Source organism: Glycomyces sp. YM15 (assembly GCF_016918015.1).
Classification (GTDB): Bacteria; Actinomycetota; Actinomycetes; order Mycobacteriales; family Micromonosporaceae; genus Glycomyces.
The window spans coordinates 545,173-566,102 of record NZ_JAERMK010000001.1; the positions used below are offsets into that span (position 1 = coordinate 545,173).

Sequence of the window (20,930 nt, forward strand, 5' to 3'; positions counted from 1 at the left end):
TGTGTCGAACCAGAACCCCCCGCCGGCTCCGGCCGGACAAGCAGACGACGCGGCGGAATCCGACCGCAGGCCGACGTTTTCCCAGGTCTTCGGCGACCGCGAAGCGGCCGCGTTCCTTCTCGCCTTCTGCATCTCGAACGCCGGCGCGATGCTCAACCGGGTCGCCGTCACCTTCCTCGTCTGGCAGCAGACCGAGTCCTCGGCGCTCGCCGCCGCCTCGTTCGCGATCAGCTTCGCGCCCTATCTCGGCCTCGCCCAGATCCTCGGGGCCATTGTGGACCGCTATTCGTATCGCAACGTCATGATCGTGTGCGACCTCTTGCGCGCGGGCCTCATCGCGCTGCTGCTCATTCCCGGCCTCCCGATCGCGGCGATGATCGCGATCGTCTTCGCCGTCGCCGCCGTCCAGCCCGCCTACAACGCCGCCCGCGTCGCGACCCTCGCCCAGATCCTCACCGGCGACGCCCTGTCGGTCGCGATCGCGCTCACCTTCAGCGCCGCCGCGACCGCCCAGATCATCGGCTACCTCGCCGGAGGCCTGCTCGCGGCGCTCGACCCGCACGTCGCCCTGGCGATCAACGCCGGGCTCTTCGTGATCAGCGCGATCGCGATCTCGCTGCTCGTGCAGTACCGGCCGCCGGCCAACAAGCGCGAAGAGCGCCGCCACGTGCTCGTCGAGACCGCCGACGGCCTGCGGATGCTGCGCGACAACAAGGTCCTGCGCACCGTCTCGATCGGAATCTGGGGCCTGTTCGCGCTCACCGCCGTCCCCGAGGGCGTCGCGGTGCTGTGGTCGGTGCACCTCCACGCGGACTCGAGGACGCAGGGCCTCATCATGGCGGTCGACGCGGCCGCAGCCGTCATCGCGACCCTCCTGTTCACGCGGTTCGTACGGCCCTCGACGCGCGACAAGCTCATCCGGCCGCTCGCCTTCATCGGCCCCGCGGTCCTGACGACTGCACTGCTCGACCCGCCGCTCGCCGGGGTGCTCCTCATCGCGATGGGCGCGGGCGTCGCGAACATGATCATGGCCCCGATGAACGCGACCCTCGCCCACTGCATCCCCGACGGCTGGCGCGGCCGCGTGGTGTCCGCCGCCAACTCCGGGCTGCAGCTGAGCCAGGGCATCGCCATCGCCGGGATCGGCCTCATCGTCGAGTTCGGCGCGACCCTGCCGTACGTGGTGGGCGCCTGGGGCCTCTGCGGCTTCCTGATCCAGTACCTGGTCACCCGGAACTGGCCCGCGCCCGAGGAGATCGAGGCCGCCAAGGCCGCGGCCGCGCCGCCCCCCGCCGCGGTCTGACCCCGAGGAGCCAGCCGCCGCTCCCCCGCGCCGAGAGCTACGCTCGTCTCGGCACAGTCGAGGCCGGGAAGCAACAGGAGCACCAAACGTGGAACACGCAAAGACCGTCGAGCTGCGCGGACACCTCATCGACCAGGGCATCTTCGCCCGAGTCATGGACGACGTCCTCGAATACTCGGGGGCCTACACGATCGACCGCTTCGACGTGGGCCGCCACCACACCGACGAGTCCTACGTCCAGCTCACCGTCTCCGCCGAGACGCTCGAGCTGGTCGAACGCATCGTCATGCGCCTCCAGACGCACGGCGCGAACCCGCTCGACCCCGGCATCGCCGCGCTCAAACCCGCCCCACGCGACGGCGTCTTCCCCGAGGACTTCTACTCCACCACCAACTTCGACACCCAGATCCGTCTCAACGGCAACTGGATGGACGTCGAGAACTCCGAAATGGACTGCGGCATCATCGTCGCCGAGGATCGCTCCCGCGCCTGGACCCTCCCCGTCTCCGACGTCAAGGAGGGCCAACTGGTCGTCTGCGGCGGCGAGGGCGTGAAGGTCCTCCCGTTGCCCGAGCCCGAGCGCACGAGCCCCGAGTCCTCGAACTTCGAGTTCATGAGCGGCGGCGTCTCCTCCGAACGGCCCCAAGCGCTGCAGGTGCGCCAGATCGCCGAGCGGATGCGCGAGGTCAAGGCCCGCGGCGAGAAGATCCTGTGGGTCGGCGGCCCCGCCATCGTCCACACCGGGGCCGGGAAGGCCCTCGAAGCGCTCATCAACGAGGGCTACGCCGACGTCGTCTTCGCGGGGAACGCCCTTGCCGCGCATGACATCGAGGCGAACCTGTTCGGCACCTCGCTGGGCGTGGACCTCGACAAGGGGCACGGCGTCCCGCACGGCCACGAGCACCACATCCGGGCCATCAACAAGATCCGCACCTGCGGGTCGATCGCCGAGGCCGTCGAGCAGGGCGTCCTCAAGGGCGGCATCATGCACGCACTGGTCAAGAACAAGAAGGAGTTCGTGCTCGTCGGCTCCGTACGCGACGACGGCCCGCTGCCCGACGTGCACACCGACGTCATCGAAGGCCAGCGCGCCATGCGCGCCGCGCTGCCGGGGGTGGGCTTCGCGATCATGGTCGCGACGATGCTGCACTCGATCGCGACCGGCAACCTCCTGCCCGCGAAGGTGCCGCTCGTGAGCGTGGACATCAACCCCGCGACCGTGACGAAGCTCGCCGACCGGGGATCGGCGCAGGCCATCGGCGTGATCACCGACATCGGCCTGTTCTGCGAGCAGCTCGCGGGCGAGCTCGTGGTCGGCTACAAGCGCGACTAGCGGTTCGGTCGCGCCAAACGCCATAGACAGGTGATATGGCACCGGCAGTTGCGCGGGGCGGTCGACTGGGTCGACCGCCCTTTCGCATGCCGAGATTGACATCACATTGATAGACGTTTATATTTGGGCGACCAACTAATTCCGGCATCCCTTCGGCGACTTCGGTTCTCGGCACACCGACGCCGTGGCGCGTCACGGCGCCTCGGAGAGATCGGCGCCTCTGCCCCCTCGCCTTCGATGCCCCTCACGCGACGCCCGCGAGCCGCACGCCGGCCGAGGGCGACGCAAACGCGCCATGCGTTGGCGCAGAAGGAAAGCAGTCCCATGAAACGAACCAGAGCCATTGGACTCCTCACGGTGGGAGCGGTTACATTGGCGACCGCGGCCGTCGCCACCGTGACCGCCCACTCCCAAGCGGTCGAAGCGCAAGCCGAGACCTACACCTGGAGCAACGCCCAGGTCGCCGGCGGCGGTTTCGTCCCCGGCATCGTCTTCAACGAGACCGAACCCGACCTCATCTACGCCCGCACCGACATCGGCGGCCTCTACCGCTGGCAGCAGAGCAGCGAGACCTGGAAGCCCCTCCTCGACTGGGTCGGCTGGGACGAATGGGGCTACACCGGCGTCGTCTCCGTCGCCACCGACCCCGTCGAACCCGAGCGCGTCTACGCGGCCGTCGGCACCTACACCAACGACTGGGACCCCGGCAACGGCGCCGTCCTGTACTCCGACGACAGGGGCGAGACCTGGGGTATCGCCGAGCTGCCGTTCAAGCAGGGCGGCAACATGCCCGGCCGCGGCATGGGCGAGCGCCTCGCGATCGACCCGGCCGACAACTCCACGCTCTACCTCGGCACGCCGAGCGGCAACGGGCTGTGGAAGTCCCAGGACTATGGCCGCACCTGGGCCGAAGTGACCGCCTTCCCCAACCCCGGGAACTTCGTCGTCACACCCGGCGACTCCTACCTCGGCGACAACCAGGGCGTGCTCTGGACCGAGTTCTACGGCGACGATGTCTATGTGGGCGTCGCCGATCCGGCCAACCCCGTCTACGTGTCCACGGACGACGGCGCGACCTGGTCGCCGCTCCCCGGTGCCTCCCAGATCGGCACCGTGGACGGCTACGACAACGTGCCCAAACAGGCCGCGATCGACGCCGTGAACGGCTACATGTACATCATCACCTCATGGGATCCCGGTCCCTACAACGGGAGCCCGGCCGAAGGCGCGCGCGGCGGCTCGGTGTGGCGGTATGCGATCGCCACCGGCGCCTGGACCGAGATCCACCCCGGCCCGAACGGCGCCTCCTATGAGGGCTTCGGCTTCGGCGGGCTGACCTTGGACGCGCAGGACCCCGGCACGCTCATGGTCACCAGCGTCAACGCCTGGTGGCCCGAGGAGACCACGTACCGCTCCACCGACTCCGGCGCCACCTGGACCCAGTCCTGGACCTTCGAGGGCTGGCCGAACCGCGTCGACCGCTTCGCCATCGACCACTCGTCGGTGGGCTGGCTCGACTGGGGCGTCACCAACCCGGCGGAGGGCGAGAAGAGCCCCAAGTACGGCTGGATGATCGACTCGATGGCCATCGACCCGCACGACTCGGACCGGGTCATGTGGGGCACCGGCGCGACCATCTACGGCTCGGAGAACCTGACGAACTGGGACGCGGGCCAGACCTTCGACGTGACCCCGATGGTCCACGGTCTGGAGGAGACCTCCGTGCAGGACCTCGCCGCGCCGCCCACCGGGCCGGAGCTCTACAGCGCCCTCGGCGACATCGGCGGGTTCGCGCACACCGACCTCGACGAAGTGCCCGACTCGTTCTTCACCGCCCCGACGATGACGACCGCCCGCTCGATCGACTTCGCCGAACTCAACCCGAGCGTGGTGGTGCGGGTCGGCGAGCTCGACGGGACCGTCAACATGGGGATCTCCTCCAACAGCGGCGGATCGTGGTGGGCCGGGCAGCTGCCGAGCGGTGCGACCGGCGGCGGCACGGTGGCCGTCACCGCGGACGCGGGCGCGATCGTCTGGGCCCCCGACGGTCTCGCACCGCAGCGGTCCACTACGTACGGCTCATCGTGGACGGCGGTGACGGGCCTGCCGACCGGGGCTCGCGTCGAGTCCGACCGCGCCGACGCGAACCGGGTCTACGGCTTCGCGGCCGGAACGTTCTACTCCAGCGCCGACGGCGGCGCGAGCTTCACCGCCGCCCCGTACACGGGCTTCCCGGCGAGCGGGAACGTGCGGTTCGGCGCCGTCCCCGGCGAGGCCGGGCACGTGTGGCTCGCGGGCGGCGAGGACGACGGCACGTACGGGATGTGGCGCTCCAGCGACGGCGGCGCCACCTGGTCGCAGGTCGCCGGGTTCGACGCGGCCGACACCGTGGGCTTCGGCGCCGCGGCTCCGGGCCAGGACTACCCCGCGATCTACGCCAGCGCCTCGCGCGGTGGCGAACGCGGGATCTGGCGCTCGGTCGACCAGGGTGTGAGCTGGAAGCGCATCAATGACGAGGCGCACCAGTGGGGTTGGACCGGCTCGGCGATAACGGGCGACCCGAACGTGTTCGGGCGCGTCTACATCGGCACGAACGGGCGCGGCGTGATCGTGGGCGAGTCCTCGGACTACGTGCCGACCGATCCGACGAGTTCGGCCACGGTCTCGCCGACCGGGTCGGCGACGCCCAGTGAGACGCCGAGCGAGACGCCCACCGAGGAGCCGACGACGGGCGGGCCCACGGGCGGCTGCACGGCGACGTGGTCGTCGACGAACGCATGGCCCGGGGGCTATCAGGGGAGCGTGGTCGTCAAGAACGACTCGGGTTCGGCGAAGTCCGGGTGGACGCTGACGTGGACGTTCCCCGGCGGTGAGCAGGTGGGGAGCCTGTGGGGCGGCACCTGGTCGCAGACCGGCGCCCAGGTGAGCGTGGCCAACGAGGGCTGGAACGGGTCGCTGGCGAGCGGTGCGACGGCGACGGTGGGCTACACGGCGACGATGTCGGGCAGCGCCCCGGCGAGGCTGACGCCGACCTGCACGCTCAGTTAGGACGGTGCGGGGCCGGGAGCGCGCAGGCGCTGCCGGCCCCTGGACTTCCGGCGGGAGGCGAGGGCGAGGGCGAGGGCGAGGGCGAGGGCGAGGGCGAGGGCGAGGGCGAGGGCGAGGGCGAGGGCGAGCGAAATCGTGAGGGCCGACGCTTTCCAAATCGGGCCCCGGTCGCTATGATCCGTTATATCGATTCATATCAATATTTAGTTTGAATCGTTTCATATCGGAGGCAGCCGACCGAACCACGCCTCCCTCCATAGCGAACACATCGAGCAATCCCTCTCCGCAAAGGAACCCTCATGACCCGAGCGCTCAAACGAAGACTCCTCCTCATCGCAGGCGCCATCGCCGCGGCCGTCACCGGGATCGCCGTCACGTTCTTCGCAGTCCCGCAGGCGAACGCCGTCGAGACCGGCGTCTGGTACAACATCGTCAGCCGCAGTTCAGGGCACTACCTCGACATCGAGGGCCGCTCCACCGCGACCGGCGCCCAGCTCCTGCAGTACACGGCCACCGGCGCCACGAACCAGCAGTTCCGGTTCATCGACGCCGGCGGCGGCTACTTCCGCATCCAGGCGCGCCACTCCAACCTCGTGCTCGAGACGTACGAGTGGAACACCGCCAACGGGGCGACCATCGCCCAGTGGACCGACCTCAACGGGACCAACCAGCAGTGGCAGGTCCAGGAGAGCGGCGGTTACGCGACCTTCGTCAACCGGCACTCGGGCAAGGCCCTCGACGTGTGGGAGAACTCCACCACGGCCGGGACCCGGATCTCCCAGTACACCCCGACCGGGGGCTCGAACCAGCAGTTCCAGCTGGTCGAAGTCGGCGGCGGCGGCGATCCCGGCACCGGCGCCTGCGGCTCCGGCACCCCGACCGCCACGGTGACGGGCTCCAGCGGCGGCTATACCGCCCGCAACGGCTCGAGCACCGTCTACTCCGGATCGGACTACCGGGCCGCGATCCAGGCCGCCGTCGACTCGACCGGGAGCGGCCAGCGGACCTCGGTGATGGCCTCCGGTTCGATCGGGGCCTCCACGATCTCCATCCCCAGCAACCGGATCTTCGAAGGCTGCGGGACCATCGACACCGCCAACCGGTCGGGCCGGGGCGCGATCGAATCGCTCAACACCTCGAACGTCTCGATCCCGTACCTGAACATCACCGGGAACCCGTACTTCGCGACCCGCTTCTACGGCAACTCGAACCTGCACCTCGGACAGGTCAACCTCAACCTCTCAGGGGGCGCGGGCATCCGCTTCGAGCGCGACTTCGCGGGCAGCACCGACGTGACGATGGACTACGTCTACGTCTCGGGCAGCGGCGGCCACGGCGTCGAGACCTGGAACATCGACGGGCTGGAGATCGGCACCGTCGTCGCCCGCAACACCGGCTACTCCGGGCTGCTGCTGAACAACACCCGGAACGCCGACATCGGGCTCGTCGACGGCGAGAACGTCGCCACCGGCACCGGCTACGCCACCTTCCGGACCGCCAACACCGCCGGCCGGCTCGCGAACGGCTCGTACTCGACGAACATCTACGTCGACAAGGTCGTCTCGCGCGGCGGCGGGCGCGGCATCTTCTGCGTCTCGCAGTCCGGCGGCGTGCGCATCAACAGCGTCGACCTGGCGAACAACGGCAACAACTCGATCCTCATCGAGAACTGCTACGGCTACACCATCGCCGGCGGCACCGTCAACGGCGGCGGGGAGGTGCGCATCGCGGCGCGCTCGGAATTCCCCAACACCCGCGACACCGACATCACGCTCACGGTGAACAACACCTCGGTGCGGGAGTCGCCCTGCGCGGACAACTCCACATGGAACCTCTCCGGCAACGGGGCGAGGAACATCTGCTGACGGCCGCGTGACCGGGCAGGACGGGGGCCGCTCACCGCGATCGGTCCCCGTCCTGTCGCCACTTTTGCCATGGCCTGCTGGATACATGCGATGTGTCCGGGGGTAGCGCTTTCCAGACCGCGGTCCGCCCGCTATGATCCCTTTTAATCGATTCATATCAATATCTCAATTGAATCGTTTCACCGGAACCACGCTCAGGAGTACCCATGTCAGTCGCACCGAAGCGAAGACTCCGCACCCTCCTCGCGACCGCCGCCGCCTGCATCGCGGGCGCCGCCGGCGTCGTCGCACTCCCCGCCCTCGACGGCGCCGCCGTCGCCCAGACCGCGTGCGGCGCCAACTCGCCCCACGCGACCGTCACCGGCTCCAGCGGCGCCTACGTCACCAAGGAGGGCTCCACCACCGTCTACTCCGGCGGCGACTACCGCGCCGCCGTGCAGGCGGGCGTCGACACCATCTCCAGCGGCCAGCGCGTCGCGGTGATGGCCTCCGGCAACATCGGTGCCAGCACCATCACCATCCAGAGCGGCAAGACCTTCGAAGGCTGCGGCATGATCACCGTCGGCAACCGCTCCGGGCGCGGCGCGATCGAGGCGATCAACACCACGAACGTCAACATCGCGTACCTGAAGATGAGCGGCAACCCGTACTTCGGACTGCGGTTCTCCGGCACCAACGGCCTTGAGCTCGGCGACATCGACCTGACCCTGAGCGGCGGCCTGGGCATCCGCTTCGACCGCGACGCCGCCTGGAACTACGACGTGACCATGAACGACGTCTACGTGTCGGGCGCGGGTTCGCACGCCGTCGAGACCTGGAACATCGACGGCTTCAACATCACCAGGGTGACGGCGCGGAACGTCGGCCAGTCCGGTCTGCTGATCCAGAACTCGCGCAACGGCTGGGTCGGCACCGTCGACGGCGACAACGTCGCCGCCGGCACCGGGTACGCGACCTTCCGGATGGCGAACACCAACGGCAAGACCTCGAGCGGCGGCTACGCCACCAACATCTGGGTCGACAACGTGATCTCCCGCGGCGGCGGGCGCGGCGTCTTCTGCGTCTCGCAGTCGGGCGGGGTGGTCATCAAGAACGTGGACCTGGCGAACAACGGGAACAACGCGATCCTGATCGAGAACTGCTACAACGTGTCGATCAGGGGCGGGACGGTCAACGGCGGCGGCGAGGTGCGCCTCGCGGCCCGCACGGAGTTCGCCAACAACGAGGACGTCTGGATCACCTTGAGGGTCGACAACACGTCCGTGCGTGAGTCGCCGTGCGGCGAGAACACGAACTGGACGATCACGGGCAACGCGTCCGTGAACGTGTGCTGACCGGGGCCGCATAGGGAAAGGGCCGGAGTGTGCAGCTCCGGCCCTGTTCGTCTTCGCGTTCTAGGGGATGATCTCGCGGTGGCGGGCGAGGTCGGCCGCGCCGATGACGCCGGCCTTGGAGCCGAGCTCGGCGGCGCGGACCTCGGCCACGGGCACCTGGGCCCGGTTGCCGAGGGCCTCCCGGTAGTGCCTGCGGATCGGGTCGAGGAGCAGGTCGCCCGCGTCCACGACGCCGCCGGCGATGAGGATGACGCCGGGGTCGATGAGGTTGACCATGTCCGCGGCGGAGTTGCCGAGATAGAAGCCGATGAAGTCGAAGGCGCCCAAGGCGACCTCGTCGCCCTGGCGGGCGGCCTCGGTGACCTGGCGGCCGGTGATCGACTCGGGGTCGCCGCCCGCGAGCTTGAGGAGGATCGCGGCCTTGTCGGGGTGCTCGGCGGCGCCCTCCTGGGCGGCGCGGGTGAGGGCCCGGCCGGAGGCGTACTGCTCGAGGCAGCCGTTGCGGCCGCAGCCGCAGGCGCGGCCGCCGGGCATCACGGAGCGGATGTGTCCGATCTCGGCCGCGACGCCGTTGGTGCCGCGCAGCAGGTTGTCCTTGACGACGATGCCGCCGCCCACGCCGGTGCCGATCGTGTAGAGCACGGAGGAGCGGTGGCGCTTGGCGGCGCCGTACTTGTGCTCGCCCCAGATGGCGACGTTCGCGTCGTTCTCGACGACGACGGGGAGGTCGATCGCAGCGGCGACCTTGTCGCGCAGGGGCTCGTTCTTCCAGGAGAGGTTGGGGGCGAGCATCACCGTGGAGCGGTCGGAGGAGATCCAGCCCGCCGCGCCGATGCCGACGGCCTCCACGTCGTGGCTCCCGCGCAGTTCCTCGACGACCTCCTTGACGGCCTGGATGACGCCTGGCGTGTCGTCCGCTGGGGTGGGGCGCCGGGTCGTGGCGAGGACGTTGCCGTTCTCGTCGACGACGCCGCCGCCGACCTTGGTGCCCCCGATGTCGACTCCGATAGTCAGACTCACTGCTGTACCCTCCAGCGGATCACGGTTTGAGGCGTTGGATGCCGCGCGACGCTGCGGGCCACCGAGGACTTTACAGCGCGATGACCTGGAGATGAAATCGGCCGTTCCGTCCCACTCGGCGAAGGTATCACCGCGGGGATTCCTCGACGGCGGCTTGAGTGACAGACTGCAACCGGCGTTCGACGGTTCGGCCCCTGCTCCGCTAAGCTGCCCTTAGCATCATGGTCTGCCTCACAGTCCCTCTTCCATCGGAAGTTGACCCACCGGTAACATGATCTGTGAGCCACTTTACAAAGCCGTGAACATGGCGTCTTGAACGGAGCCTTTCCATGCGCGAGTTCGCCGTCCCCCCCGTGGTGACTGTGCCCGACGAAGACAACACCCTCACCGCGCTGTGGGACGCGGCCGAGAACCACCCCGCGTCCGTACTCTTCATGCGCACCTTCGACGAGGGTGAGACCTGGCAGGACGTCACGTCCGTCGAGTTCCGCGCGCAGGTGATCGCCGCCGCGAAGGGCCTGGCCGCGGCCGGGGTCCAGCCCGGCGACCGCGTCGCGATCATGTCGGCCACCCGCTACGAGTGGACCCTCCTCGACTACGCGATCTGGGCCGCCGGCGGCGTCACCGTCACCATCTACGAGACCTCCTCCGCCGACCAGGCGAAGTTCATCCTCGAGGACTCCGGCGCGGTCGCCGTCATCGTCGAAGACGGCGAGATGTCCGCGATGGTCGAAGGCCTCGGCACGCAGGTCAAGCACGTGTGGACCATCGACGCCGAGCACGGCGCCATCGATGCGCTGGGCGAGCTCGGCGCCGAAGCGGACATCGACATCGAGGAGCGCCGCACCTCCCGCCGGGCCGACGACCTCGCCACGATCGTCTACACCTCCGGGACCACCGGACGTCCCAAGGGCTGCATGCTCACCCACCGCAACCTCCTGGCGGACATCCGCAACGTCATCCCCGAGGTACCCGGCGTCCTCTACGACGGCGCCCGCATGCTGCTGTTCCTGTCGCTCGCGCACGTCCTCGCCCGCATCCTGCAGCTCGCGGGCATGGAATCGCGCACCACGATCGCGCACGCCGACCGCACCAAGCTCACCAAGATCATGCCCGTGGTCAAGCCGACCACCCTGCTCGCGATCCCCCGCGTGTTCGAGAAGGTCTACGCCGGGGCGTACCAGAAGGCCCTCGACGGCGGCAAGGGCGCGATCTTCGAGAAGGCGGCGGCCTGCGCCAAGGAGTACAGCCGCGCCCTCGACAAGCCCGGCGGGCCCGGCCTGGCCCTCAAGCTCCGCCACAAGCTCTTCGACATGCTCGTCTACGGCAAGATCCGGGCCGCGATCGGCGGCGAGTGCAACTCCGCCGTCTCCGGCGGCGCGGCCCTCGGCCCCGAACTCGGCCACTTCTTCCGCGGCGTCGGCGTCACCATCTACGAGGGCTACGGCCTCACCGAGACCTCCCCCGTCCTCTCGCTCAACCTCCAGACCGCCATCAAGGTCGGCTCGATCGGCCGCCCCACCCCCGGCACCGCGCTGCGCGTCGCCGACGACGGCGAGCTCCAGGCCAAGGGCCCGCAGGTCTTCCCCGGGTACTGGAACAACGACGCCGCCACCGCCGAGGTCCTCGACGCCGACGGCTGGTTCTCCACCGGCGACATCGCCGAGATCGACGACGACGGGTACGTCACCATCACCGGCCGCAAGAAGGACATCATCGTCACCGCGGGCGGCAAGAACGTCGCCCCCGGACCGCTCGAGAAGATCCTCGACGCCCACCCGCTCATCGCGTACGCCATTGTCGTGGGCGAGGGCCGCCCCTACATCGGATGCCTCATCTCCCTCGACGGCGAGATGCTCCGCGACTGGCTCTCCCGCCACGGGAAGAGCCCGGACACCGCGATCAGCGACCTCACCGAGGACCCCGAGCTGCTCGCCGAGCTGCAGGCGAAGGTCGACGAGGCCAACAGGACGGTCTCCCGCGCCGAGCAGATCAAGCAGTTCAGGGTCATGCCGGTCGAACTGAGCGAGGACGCCGGGGAAATCACCCCGTCAGTCAAGGTCAAACGTCACGTCGTCATGGAAAGATACGCAAGCGAGATCAACGCGCTCTACGACACGGCGAAGGCGCGACGAAACGAGTAAGCGAGGTGCCCGCATGGGCGATGAGGCGGTGCTGGAGCGCCAGTGGCGACTGCCCGCCGTCGCGCTTCGGGGTGTGCTGTTCGCGCTGGTCATGGTGTTCGGCTGGGCTTCGGAAGGACTCGCCGACGCCCTGACGTGGTGCGGCATCCTGGCGCTCGCGGCGCTGCCCGGCGTGGTGCTCCCCCGGCACCGGCTCCTGGCTCCCGCCGGGCAGCTCGCCGAGGTCGTCGTCGTCGTACTCGGCACCCTCGCCACCGACGGACTGCCCGCGTGGATGCTGCCGTACCTGATCGCGCCGTTCGCCACGGCCGCGTTCGACGCGGCGGACCCCACGGGCGACGACGACCGCTACGGCCGCCTGCGCACCTGGGTCCCGCCCGCGCTCGTGGCCGTCGCCGCGATCGGCCTCATCGCGCAGACCCCGCGGATCGCCGCGTACGACCGCGGCACCTACGTGACCACTGTGGCCGTGGCGCTCGCCTTCGGGCTCGCCTCGGCCGTCGGCGCCTGGTGGCTGCGCCGCTCCCGCTCCTCGGACCTGCACCACTCGCAGCTGCCGTACGCGGAAGCGGCCGCGCTGCTCACGCAGCTGCGCGTCGTCGCGCGCCAACTGCCCGGGTCCACACTGGACCCGGGCGGGATCGCGACCGAGATCGTCGACACCGCCTCCCGCATCCCCGGCGTGGCCCGCGCCGCCGTGCTCTCCGCGGCCTCGGGCAGGCGGCTCGTCGTGCTCGCCCAGCACGCCGACGAACGCGTCGACTGGGAGACCTCCCCGCAGCTCAACTCGCTCCTCGCCGACGCGTGGGCCGGTCAGAAACCCCAGGCCGGGCAGGTGCCGCTGTCGCGGTCCACGCAAGGGCCCGTCGCGTCCCTGGTCATCCCGCTCGTGGCCGAGGGCCGGACCGTGGGTCTCGTGGCGATCGAATCCGACGACCCGGCCGCGTTCGGCCCCGAGGCCATCACCGCCGCCGAGGACCGCACCAAGGGCGCGGCCCTGCGCCTGGAGACCGCGCTGCTGTTCGAGGACGTGCGGTCCATGGCCACCACCGAGGAGCGCCAGCGCCTCGCCCGCGAGATCCACGACGGCATCGCCCAGGAGCTGGCGATGCTCGGGTACGGGATCGACAACGCCATGGCGATCCTGCCGGCCGACGCCGGAGAGGCCAAGGGCGAGCTGGAGGACCTGCGCTCGGAGGTGACGCGGCTCGTGACCGAGCTGCGGTTCTCCCTGTTCGAGCTGCGTTCGAACGTCGACCGTCAGGGCGGACTGGCATCCGCGATTGCGGACTATGCTCGTACTGTGGGCGCTTCCGCCGGCCTCAGAGTGCATTTGTCGCTCGACGAGGGCGGGGCGAGGCTCCCCGCGAGCACCGAAGCGGAGCTGCTGCGGATCGCACAGGAGGCGATCACGAACGCCCGCAAGCACGCCCGGGCCGAGAATCTGTGGGTGACGTGCGAGGTGGACCCGCCTTACACGCGCATCGAGGTGACCGATGACGGCCAGGGCCTCTCCGGTGAGGCATCGGAGGGCCGCTACGGGCTCGCGATCATGAGTGAACGGGCTGAGCGGATCCGCGGATCGTTGGAGATCCGGCCGCACCAGCCGCACGGGACGACGGTGGCGGTGGTGCTCAACGCCGGTGCACGGCCGACGCCGCGGGCCGAGACCCCTCGCCCGGGCTCCGCGGCCTGGGCGGCCGCCGACCGCACTTCCACAACTGAACAGCCCGCCCGACGGCCCGGCCACGACAAGAACTTAAGGCTTGCAAGCTGCGAGTTGCGTGGCCGTGGCAGCCAATGAGGAGAGAGACGACATGAACGCTGAGGCGCAGGAGACGACCGGTCAGACGACCGTGCTCATCGTCGACGACCACGACCTGATCCGCAAGGGTCTCCGGCATGCCTTCGACCGCGACCCCGAGTTCGAGGTGGTCGGCGAGGCCGACACCGCCGCGGACGCCCTCCGGCACGCCGCTTCCCTCATGCCGTCGGTGGTCATCATGGACCTGCGCCTACCCGACGGCTCGGGCCTGGACGCGACGCGCAAGCTCCGCAAGGCGCACCCGAACATGGGGATCGTGGTGCTGACGATGTACGCGGGCGACGACCAGCTGTTCGGTGCGCTGGACGCGGGCGCTTCGGCGTTCGTGCCGAAGTCCGCCCCGGCGAACGACGTGGTCTCGGCGGCGCGGCACGCGGCTGCGAACCCGACGGCGTTCAGCGCCGCGGACCTGGCCGAGGCGATGCAGCGGCGGCTGACCCCGACGGGCCCGCAGCTCTCGCCACGCGAATCGCAGGTGCTGAAGCTCCTCGCCGACGGCCTGTCGGTGGCGGGGATCGCGAAGCAGCTGTACGTGTCGGAGTCGACGGCGAAGACGCACATCTCGAAGCTCTACGAGAAGCTCGGCGCGGGCAACCGCGCCCAGGCCCTCATGACCGCCCTGAAGCTCGGCCTCCTGGAAGCCCCCGACCAGCCGAAGTTCTAGACGAGGCCCGCCCGCTCGGCGGGTCGCCTCCGTATCGCCTCCTCGACCAGCCGAAACGTCCGAGTGTCGGACCCGTGTGGGACAGTCGTCTCATTGCTTCGGTTGGTCGGAGGCGGATGCGGTGGGAAGGGGCACGCCCTATATCGCGGGCCGCGTCGCCCGACCGGATGGCCGCCGACCGCAACCCGTTCAGACCGTCTCGCCGTACAGCATGCCCTCGAGCCTTTCGGCCTGGCGGTCCCAGGTCCATTCGCTCAGGGCCCATTCGCGACTGGCCTCGCCGAGCTTTCGCGCCAGCGAAGGGTCGGCGAGGACCTGCGAAAGCCGGAACGTGATCTCGCCGAGGTCGCGGCCGTCGACCACCCACCCGGACCGGTCGTGCAGCACCGTGTCCGGCGCCCCGCCGGAATCCCCCGCGATCACCGGCAGCCCGCAGGCCGCCGCCTCCAGGAACACCGCGCCGAGCCCCTCCACGTCAAGGCCGCGGCGCCGCGTCCGGCACGGCATCGCGAACACGTTCCCGGCCGCGAAATGCGCCGCCAGTTCGTGTTCGGGCACGCCGCCGGTGAACACGACCTGGCGTTCCACGCCGTGCGCCCGCGCGAGCGCGCGCAGCCGGGCCTCGTAGGGGCCTTGGCCGACGATGAGCAGCCGCACGTCCTGTCCCACCTGGTCGCGCACGTGGGGCAGGGCCGCGATGAGCATGTCCTGGCCTTTGCGCGGCACGAGCCTCGAGACGCACACGATCACCGGCAGGCCCTCGAGGCCGTGCCGCTCGCGCACGGAGGTGCCGTCGACGCCGGGGTGGAACGTGTCGGTGTCGATCCCGAACGTCAACTGCTCCAGCCGGGTCAGGTGCCCGGCGACCGGCGCGATGCGCCGGTGCGTGTAGTCACCCAGGTAGGTCATGACGTCGAGTGACCCGGCGATGCGCCGCAGCGCGCCGCGGGTGCCGGGCATCATCGCCCATCCGACCTCGTGGCCGTGGGTGAGGGCGATGGCGCGTTCGATTCCGGTGTCGTGCTTGAGTCCGGCGGCGAGGAGGCCGAGCGGGGCGGCGGCGCCGAACCAGACGCGGTCGCAGCGGTGCTCGCGGGCGAGGTCGGTGACGGCGCGGGCGACGCGCGGCGTGGGCAGCAGCATCGCGGTGCGGTCGCGCACCACGGTGAAGGGCTGGGCGGCGTCGAACGCTGCCCAGCCGGGTGAGGTCGAGGTGTATACGACCAGGTCATCGGAGGGCAGCCGCAAGGCCATGCCGTGCACGAAGGTCTGAATGCCGCCCCGGCGGGGCGGAAAGTCGTTCGTCACCAGCAGTGTCCTGCTCACCATGACCCCCTTCATGATTCGACCAGTCTGTCACGCGTACCGGGACGTGCGCGGGGATCCGCGATGACCCGGGGGTGAAGACCAGCGGTCGGCAGTTCCGGCCTGTCACGACGGTGGCACACTGGTGCCTATGTTGAGCGGCCAGGAAAGCGGCGACGAAGGCCCTGAACCGACGGCCTCCGGGGACGGCGGCAGCGGTGACGGGGCGTCCGAAGAGGACCCCGCCGAACCGGGGGCCGGGACGCCCGGCGACGCCGATGCCGACGGCCCGGCCGTGTTCCTCACCGAGCCGGTGCGGCGCAGGGCCGTCGAGATCGCCGCGGTGGCCATGCCGGGGCTCGGCCCGGGGAGGGTCCCGGCCCGGCTCCGCCGCTTCCTCAAGTTCAGTCCGGTCAAGCGCGCGAAGCTCGCGAAGTCCGAGCTCGTGGTGGCCCTGGCGGCGGACGCCACGTTCCGCGAGGGCCTCGCCGAGGTGCTCACGTCGACCGACTCGCCGCTGATCGGGGCCATCGCCACCGGCGGAGAGGTCTCGCCGATGGCCGACCCGGCCGAGGTCGCCGCGCTCGCCTACCTGCTGCGGCCCGAGGGCTGGCGCGAGCTCATCGCCACCGCGACGCAAGCCGTGCGCGAGACCGCGGAGGCCCCGGTCGCCGAGGCGGCGCCGGAGGGCGACCCGAAGCGGTTGGCGGCGTTGGAGAAGGAGAACGGGAAGCTCCGCGGGGCGCTCGCCGAGCAGCGTTCGGCCGCCGCGGACCTGCAGGAGGAGCTGCGGCGGGTGCGCCGCGAGCTGAAGGACGCCGAGGACCGGGCCGTCAAGGCCGCCGGGGACCTCGCCGCCGAGCGCGGCCGGCTCAAGCACCTCGACACCGAGCGCCGCTCCGAGCGCCGCCGCCTCGAATCCGAAGTGGAGTCCTTGCGGTCGCAGTTCGAGCGCGTCCGCAAGGCCGACAGGGAGCGTGAACGGCTCACGTCGGCACGGTTGTGGCTGCTCATGGAGACGCTCTCGGGCACGGCCACGGGCCTGCGCCGCGAGCTCGGCCTCGAACCGGTCGGGGACCGCCCGGCCGACTACATCGCCGACGAGCTCTGCGCCGAACCCGAGGAGCGCACCGCCGAGGGTTCTCGGGGCCTGGAGCAGACCGACCCGCAGCGCCTCGACCACCTGCTGTCGCTGCCGAACCCGCACCTCATCGTCGACGGCTACAACGTCACGATCTCCGCCTGGGGCGAGACGCTGACCCTCGAGCAGCAGCGCAACCGGCTCGTGCAGGGCCTCGGCGCGGTCGCGGCGCAGACGAACGCCGAGATCACCGTCGTCTTCGACGGGGCCGACGCGATCTTCGGCGCCAAGCCGAGCGCCCGCGGCGTGCGGGTGCTGTTCAGCGCCAAAGGGCAGATCGCCGACGACGTGGTGGTCGAACTCGCCCGGGTCGAACCCGAGGGCCGGCCGGTCATCGTCGTGTCCTCGGATCAGGAGGTGGCGATGCGGGTGCGGCGCGAAGGCGCCTACCCGGTGCCGTCCCCGCTGCTCGTCCGATGGCTGCAGCGGAGCTGAAGCACATGCGGCGGATCCCAGCGGCTCGCCGCAGCCGAGGGGCCGCGGTGCTACGACCGCCGCGGGGGCACCTTCAGCATCACCGAGCCGGCGGCGAGGTCGTGCAGCCCCCGTTGATACGGGTGGGCCAGCGCGGTCAGGGCCGGGAGCACGAGCGAGAGCAGGACCGCGCGCACCAGGGAGCGCAGGGGCCCGATCGGCCCGCCGTGCTCGGCAGAGACGCAGGCGATGCGCATGAGCATCATGCCGAGCGTCTGGGTGCCGAAGGCCAGCAGGGCCGTGCAGTACGCGGCGAAGAGCACCGCGCGCACCAGGGCTTGGCCGAAGGGGTCCGCCGTGACGAGGTCGAGCCAGCTCAGGGCGATGGCGAGGACCGTGCAGGCGATCCAGTCGATGAACAGTGCCACGAATCTGGACCCGAAGGTCGCCAGGTCCTGGCCGGAGCCGGTGGTTTCGGGGGTGTTCGCACCGCGTTCGCTCGTCATGGCGCGAGTCTACGTGCGAGCCGGTCAGCGAAGTTCGCGAGCGGACATAGCGCGCAGCGATGGCTTCTGCGCCGCCGTGAGCAGTGGTTTCGGTCGATGTGGAACAGGCCTGAACAACGCAAGTAACACGCACGAAACATTTGATTTACGGTGGGGCAACTGATCACGGATAGCGTTTCGCCTAATAAGCTTAGGCGTCGACAGCGAGGTCGGCCTGCCCGGCGAAGCTTCGCGAGCCGGCACTGAGTACGGCTGATCGGGGGAACCGGCAACGGGCCCTCCGGCAACTCACCTACCGAGAGGAATACCTTCGTGTTCTCCAGCCCTGAAGAGCTCCTCGGCTACGTCCGCGACAACGACGTGAAGTTCATCGACGTCCGCTTCTGCGACCTGCCCGGCGTCATGCAGCACTTCAACATCCCGGCCGAGTCCTTCGACGACGACCTCCTCGAGGAGGGCCTCGCCTTCGACGGCTCCTCGATCCGCGGCTTCCAAGAGATCCACGAGTCGGACATGCTGCTGCTGCCCGACGTGGCGACCGCGTTCGTCGACCCGTTCCGCGAGCAGAAGACGCTCGCCCTGAACTTCTTCGTCCACGACCCCTTCACCCGCGAGGCCTACAGCCGCGACCCCCGCAACGTCGCGAAGAAGGCCGAGCAGTACCTGGCCGGTTCCGGCATCGCCGACACCGCCTACTTCGGAGCCGAGGCCGAGTTCTACATCTTCGACTCGATCCGCTTCGACCAGACCGCCAACCAGGCGTTCTACGAGATCGACTCGGTCGAGGGCGCCTGGAACACCGGCGCCGACGAGCCCGGCGGGAACCTCGGCTACAAGCCGCGCCACAAGGGCGGGTACTTCCCGGTCAGCCCCGTCGACCACTTCGCCGACCTGCGCGACCGCATGGTCACCAACCTCATCGAGGGCGGCCTCACCATCGAGCGCGCCCACCACGAGGTCGGCACCGCGGGCCAGGCCGAGATCAACTACCGCTTCGACACGCTGCTGCACTCCGGCGACGACGTGCAGAAGTTCAAGTACATCATCAAGAACACCGCCACCCAGGCCGGCAAGACCGTGACGTTCATGCCGAAGCCGCTGTTCGGCGACAACGGCTCGGGCATGCACACCCACCAGTCGCTGTGGGCGAACGGCGACCCGCTGTTCTACGACGAGACCGGTTACGCCGGCCTCTCGGACACCGCCCGCTTCTACATCGGCGGCCTGCTCAAGCACGCCCCGAGCCTGCTGGCCTTCACCAACCCGTCGGTGAACTCCTACCGCCGCCTGGTGCCGGGCTTCGAGGCCCCCGTGAACCTGGTCTACTCGCAGCGCAACCGCTCCGCGTGCACCCGCATCCCGGTGACCGGTTCGAACGCGAAGGCCAAGCGCGTCGAGTTCCGCGTGCCGGACCCGTCGAGCAACCCGTACCTGGCGTTCTCGGCCATGCTCATGGCGGGCCTGGACGGCATCAAGAACAAGATCGAGCCGCCGGCGCCGGTCGACAAGGACCTGTACGAGCTCGGCCCCGAGGAGTACGGCGACATCGCCCAGGTCCCCGGCTCGCTCGACGAGGTGCTGAACCACCTCGAGCAGGACCACGACTTCCTCACCGAGGGCGGCGTGTTCACGCCCGACCTCATCGAGACTTGGATCCAGTACAAGCGCGAGAACGAGATCGACCCGATCCGTCTCCGCCCGACCCCGCACGAGTTCGACCTGTACTACGAAGTGTAGCGAGTAGTACCGAAAGGTACGGCCTACGAGGTCTGCCGGCGCTGCGCGCCGGTTGGGGGCGCGGCTGGTGTGTGATGCACCTGCCGCGCCCCTTGAACGTTTGCTCGCCCGAACGGCAGCGAGGGATACTCGCCCGGTGCCTCCCCGCTTCCCACCCGAACGCGACCGGGACGTCTTCCGCGACGCCCTCGCCATGTCGATCGGCATCTGCATAGTCGGCGTCTCCTTCGGCGCCCTGGCCACCTCGGCCGGGCTGCCCTGGTGGATCCCGGTCGCCATGTCCTTCCTGACGTTCGCGGCCACTTCCCAGTTCGCGATGCTCGCCGTCGTCATGGCCGGAGGCGGCGTCCTCGCCGGTCTCGCCGCGGGCGTCCTCGTCCACCTGCGGCACATCCCCTACGGCCTCGCCGTCGGCAACCTGTACTGGGACAAGTGGTGGACGCGGTTCCTCGGCACGTTCATGCTCATCGACCAGTCGACCGCGTTCGCGCTGGCCGCAGGTGACGACCGGCGGCGCGCCAAGGCCGCCTACTGGATCACCACCTCGATCATGTTCGTCGCGTGGAACGTCGGCACCGTGGTCGGCGTCCTCGCGGGCGGCTTCATCCCGGACCCGAACGTGTTCGGCCTCGACGCCGCGTTCCCCGCGCTCCTGCTCGCATTGGTGATGCCCGCGCTGAAGGACCGCGACACGTTCATCGCCGCCCTGGTCGGCGCCGCCCTCGCCGCAGCGACCGCGCCGTTCCTGCCGACCGGCATCCCGGTCCTGTTGGCCCTCCTGGGCCTGCTCGCGACCTGGCCGCGCCGCAAACCGAAGGAGGACGCGGCATGACCATGACCGCAGTGCTCGCCCTCGCCGTGGGCGTCTTCCTGGTCCGCCTGGCCGGGCCGCTCATGCGCAGCCGCGTCAACGTCTCCGAACGCACCGAGACCCTCATGAAGCGCGGCGCGATCGTGGTCCTCGCCGCCCTCGTGATCACCGGCGCGCTGTTCGCCGACGGCGGTTTCGCGGGTTGGGCCCTGCCCGCCGGCGTCCTCGTCGGCGGCCTCCTCGCCTGGCGCAGGGCCCCGATCCTCGTCGTCGTCATCGCCGCCGCCGCGACCACGGCCCTCCTCCGGCTCGCCGGGATCGCCTAGCGGCATAGCGAAAGGGCCGCACAGTGCGGCGGATTCTAGGGGTGGTTGCAACACTGCTGGTTATTCGCTGGTGTGGATGAGTTTAGCGAGGCGCTCGGCTGGGGTTTCCCAGGCGAGCGTTTTGCGTGGGCGTCCGTTGAGTTCGGCGGCGACG

At 69.9% G+C, this 20,930-nt stretch carries 15 protein-coding genes; 12 read left to right on the plus strand and 3 right to left on the minus strand.

All coding sequences use genetic code 11. The features are described 5' to 3' along the window. Position 1: 1 nt before the first annotated feature. From JHY01_RS02550 to JHY01_RS02570, 5 genes are all read left to right on the plus strand, one after another. Positions 2 to 1,303 (plus strand): MFS transporter, encoded by a 1,302-nt coding sequence (locus JHY01_RS02550; RefSeq protein WP_205324009.1) that lies wholly within the window; start codon positions 2 to 4, stop codon positions 1,301 to 1,303. A gap of 88 nt (positions 1,304 to 1,391) precedes the next feature. After that, entirely contained in the window at positions 1,392 to 2,636 is a 1,245-nt protein-coding gene (locus JHY01_RS02555) for a TIGR00300 family protein (RefSeq protein ID WP_205324010.1), read from the plus strand. Between the two features lie 324 nt (positions 2,637 to 2,960). Further along, entirely contained in the window at positions 2,961 to 5,684 is a 2,724-nt protein-coding gene (locus tag JHY01_RS02560) for a cellulose binding domain-containing protein (RefSeq protein WP_205324011.1), read from the plus strand. Between the two features lie 299 nt (positions 5,685 to 5,983). After that, on the plus strand, positions 5,984 to 7,549 hold the full coding sequence (locus tag JHY01_RS02565) for an RICIN domain-containing protein (RefSeq protein WP_205324012.1): 1,566 nt from the start codon (positions 5,984 to 5,986) through the stop codon (positions 7,547 to 7,549). Positions 7,550 to 7,755: 206 nt separating this feature from the next. Beyond that, the gene (locus JHY01_RS02570) at positions 7,756 to 8,883 is read left to right on the plus strand and encodes a right-handed parallel beta-helix repeat-containing protein (protein WP_205324013.1); all 1,128 of its coding nucleotides are present in this window, start codon (positions 7,756 to 7,758) and stop codon (positions 8,881 to 8,883) included. A 60-nt stretch (positions 8,884 to 8,943) separates the two neighbouring features. Here the strand turns inward: JHY01_RS02570 and JHY01_RS02575 are convergent, their stop codons facing one another. Then, complete coding sequence (locus JHY01_RS02575; RefSeq protein WP_205324014.1) at positions 8,944 to 9,903, minus strand: ROK family glucokinase; 960 nt, start codon at positions 9,901 to 9,903, stop codon at positions 8,944 to 8,946. A gap of 329 nt (positions 9,904 to 10,232) precedes the next feature. Between JHY01_RS02575 and JHY01_RS02580 the strand changes: the two genes are divergently transcribed. From JHY01_RS02580 to JHY01_RS02590, 3 genes are read left to right on the plus strand one after another with little or no spacing between them, the layout of a single operon-like run. Then, positions 10,233 to 12,047 carry a long-chain fatty acid--CoA ligase gene (locus JHY01_RS02580; RefSeq protein ID WP_205324015.1) on the plus strand — a complete coding sequence of 605 codons (1,815 nt, stop codon included), beginning with the start codon at positions 10,233 to 10,235 and terminating at the stop codon, positions 12,045 to 12,047. A 13-nt stretch (positions 12,048 to 12,060) separates the two neighbouring features. Continuing rightward, positions 12,061 to 13,851, plus strand: a complete 1,791-nt coding sequence (locus tag JHY01_RS02585) for a GAF domain-containing sensor histidine kinase (RefSeq protein ID WP_205324016.1) — start codon at positions 12,061 to 12,063, stop codon at positions 13,849 to 13,851. A gap of 13 nt (positions 13,852 to 13,864) precedes the next feature. Beyond that, on the plus strand, positions 13,865 to 14,536 hold the full coding sequence (locus JHY01_RS02590; protein ID WP_205324017.1) for a response regulator transcription factor: 672 nt from the start codon (positions 13,865 to 13,867) through the stop codon (positions 14,534 to 14,536). A gap of 189 nt (positions 14,537 to 14,725) precedes the next feature. Here the strand turns inward: JHY01_RS02590 and JHY01_RS02595 are convergent, their stop codons facing one another. After that, positions 14,726 to 15,862 (minus strand): glycosyltransferase family 4 protein, encoded by a 1,137-nt coding sequence (locus JHY01_RS02595; RefSeq protein WP_307814173.1) that lies wholly within the window; start codon positions 15,860 to 15,862, stop codon positions 14,726 to 14,728. 130 nt (positions 15,863 to 15,992) lie between these two features. Between JHY01_RS02595 and JHY01_RS02600 the strand changes: the two genes are divergently transcribed. After that, the gene (locus JHY01_RS02600) at positions 15,993 to 17,417 is read left to right on the plus strand and encodes an NYN domain-containing protein (protein ID WP_205324018.1); all 1,425 of its coding nucleotides are present in this window, start codon (positions 15,993 to 15,995) and stop codon (positions 17,415 to 17,417) included. Positions 17,418 to 17,467: 50 nt separating this feature from the next. On the opposite strand, the gene JHY01_RS02605 is transcribed toward JHY01_RS02600, so the two are convergent. Then, positions 17,468 to 17,902 (minus strand): RDD family protein, encoded by a 435-nt coding sequence (locus JHY01_RS02605; RefSeq protein ID WP_205324019.1) that lies wholly within the window; start codon positions 17,900 to 17,902, stop codon positions 17,468 to 17,470. Positions 17,903 to 18,214: 312 nt separating this feature from the next. Between JHY01_RS02605 and glnA the strand changes: the two genes are divergently transcribed. The 3 genes from glnA (at position 18,215) to JHY01_RS02620 (ending at position 20,776) form a co-directional block, all read left to right on the plus strand. After that, positions 18,215 to 19,639 carry a type I glutamate--ammonia ligase gene (gene glnA / locus JHY01_RS02610; protein WP_205324020.1) on the plus strand — a complete coding sequence of 475 codons (1,425 nt, stop codon included), beginning with the start codon at positions 18,215 to 18,217 and terminating at the stop codon, positions 19,637 to 19,639. 136 nt (positions 19,640 to 19,775) lie between these two features. Continuing rightward, positions 19,776 to 20,471 carry an AzlC family ABC transporter permease gene (locus JHY01_RS02615; RefSeq protein ID WP_205324021.1) on the plus strand — a complete coding sequence of 232 codons (696 nt, stop codon included), beginning with the start codon at positions 19,776 to 19,778 and terminating at the stop codon, positions 20,469 to 20,471. Further along, complete coding sequence (locus JHY01_RS02620; RefSeq protein ID WP_205324022.1) at positions 20,468 to 20,776, plus strand: AzlD domain-containing protein; 309 nt, start codon at positions 20,468 to 20,470, stop codon at positions 20,774 to 20,776. Before JHY01_RS02615 ends, JHY01_RS02620 begins: the two co-directional genes overlap by 4 nt. The last annotated feature ends 154 nt before the right edge of the window (positions 20,777 to 20,930 follow it).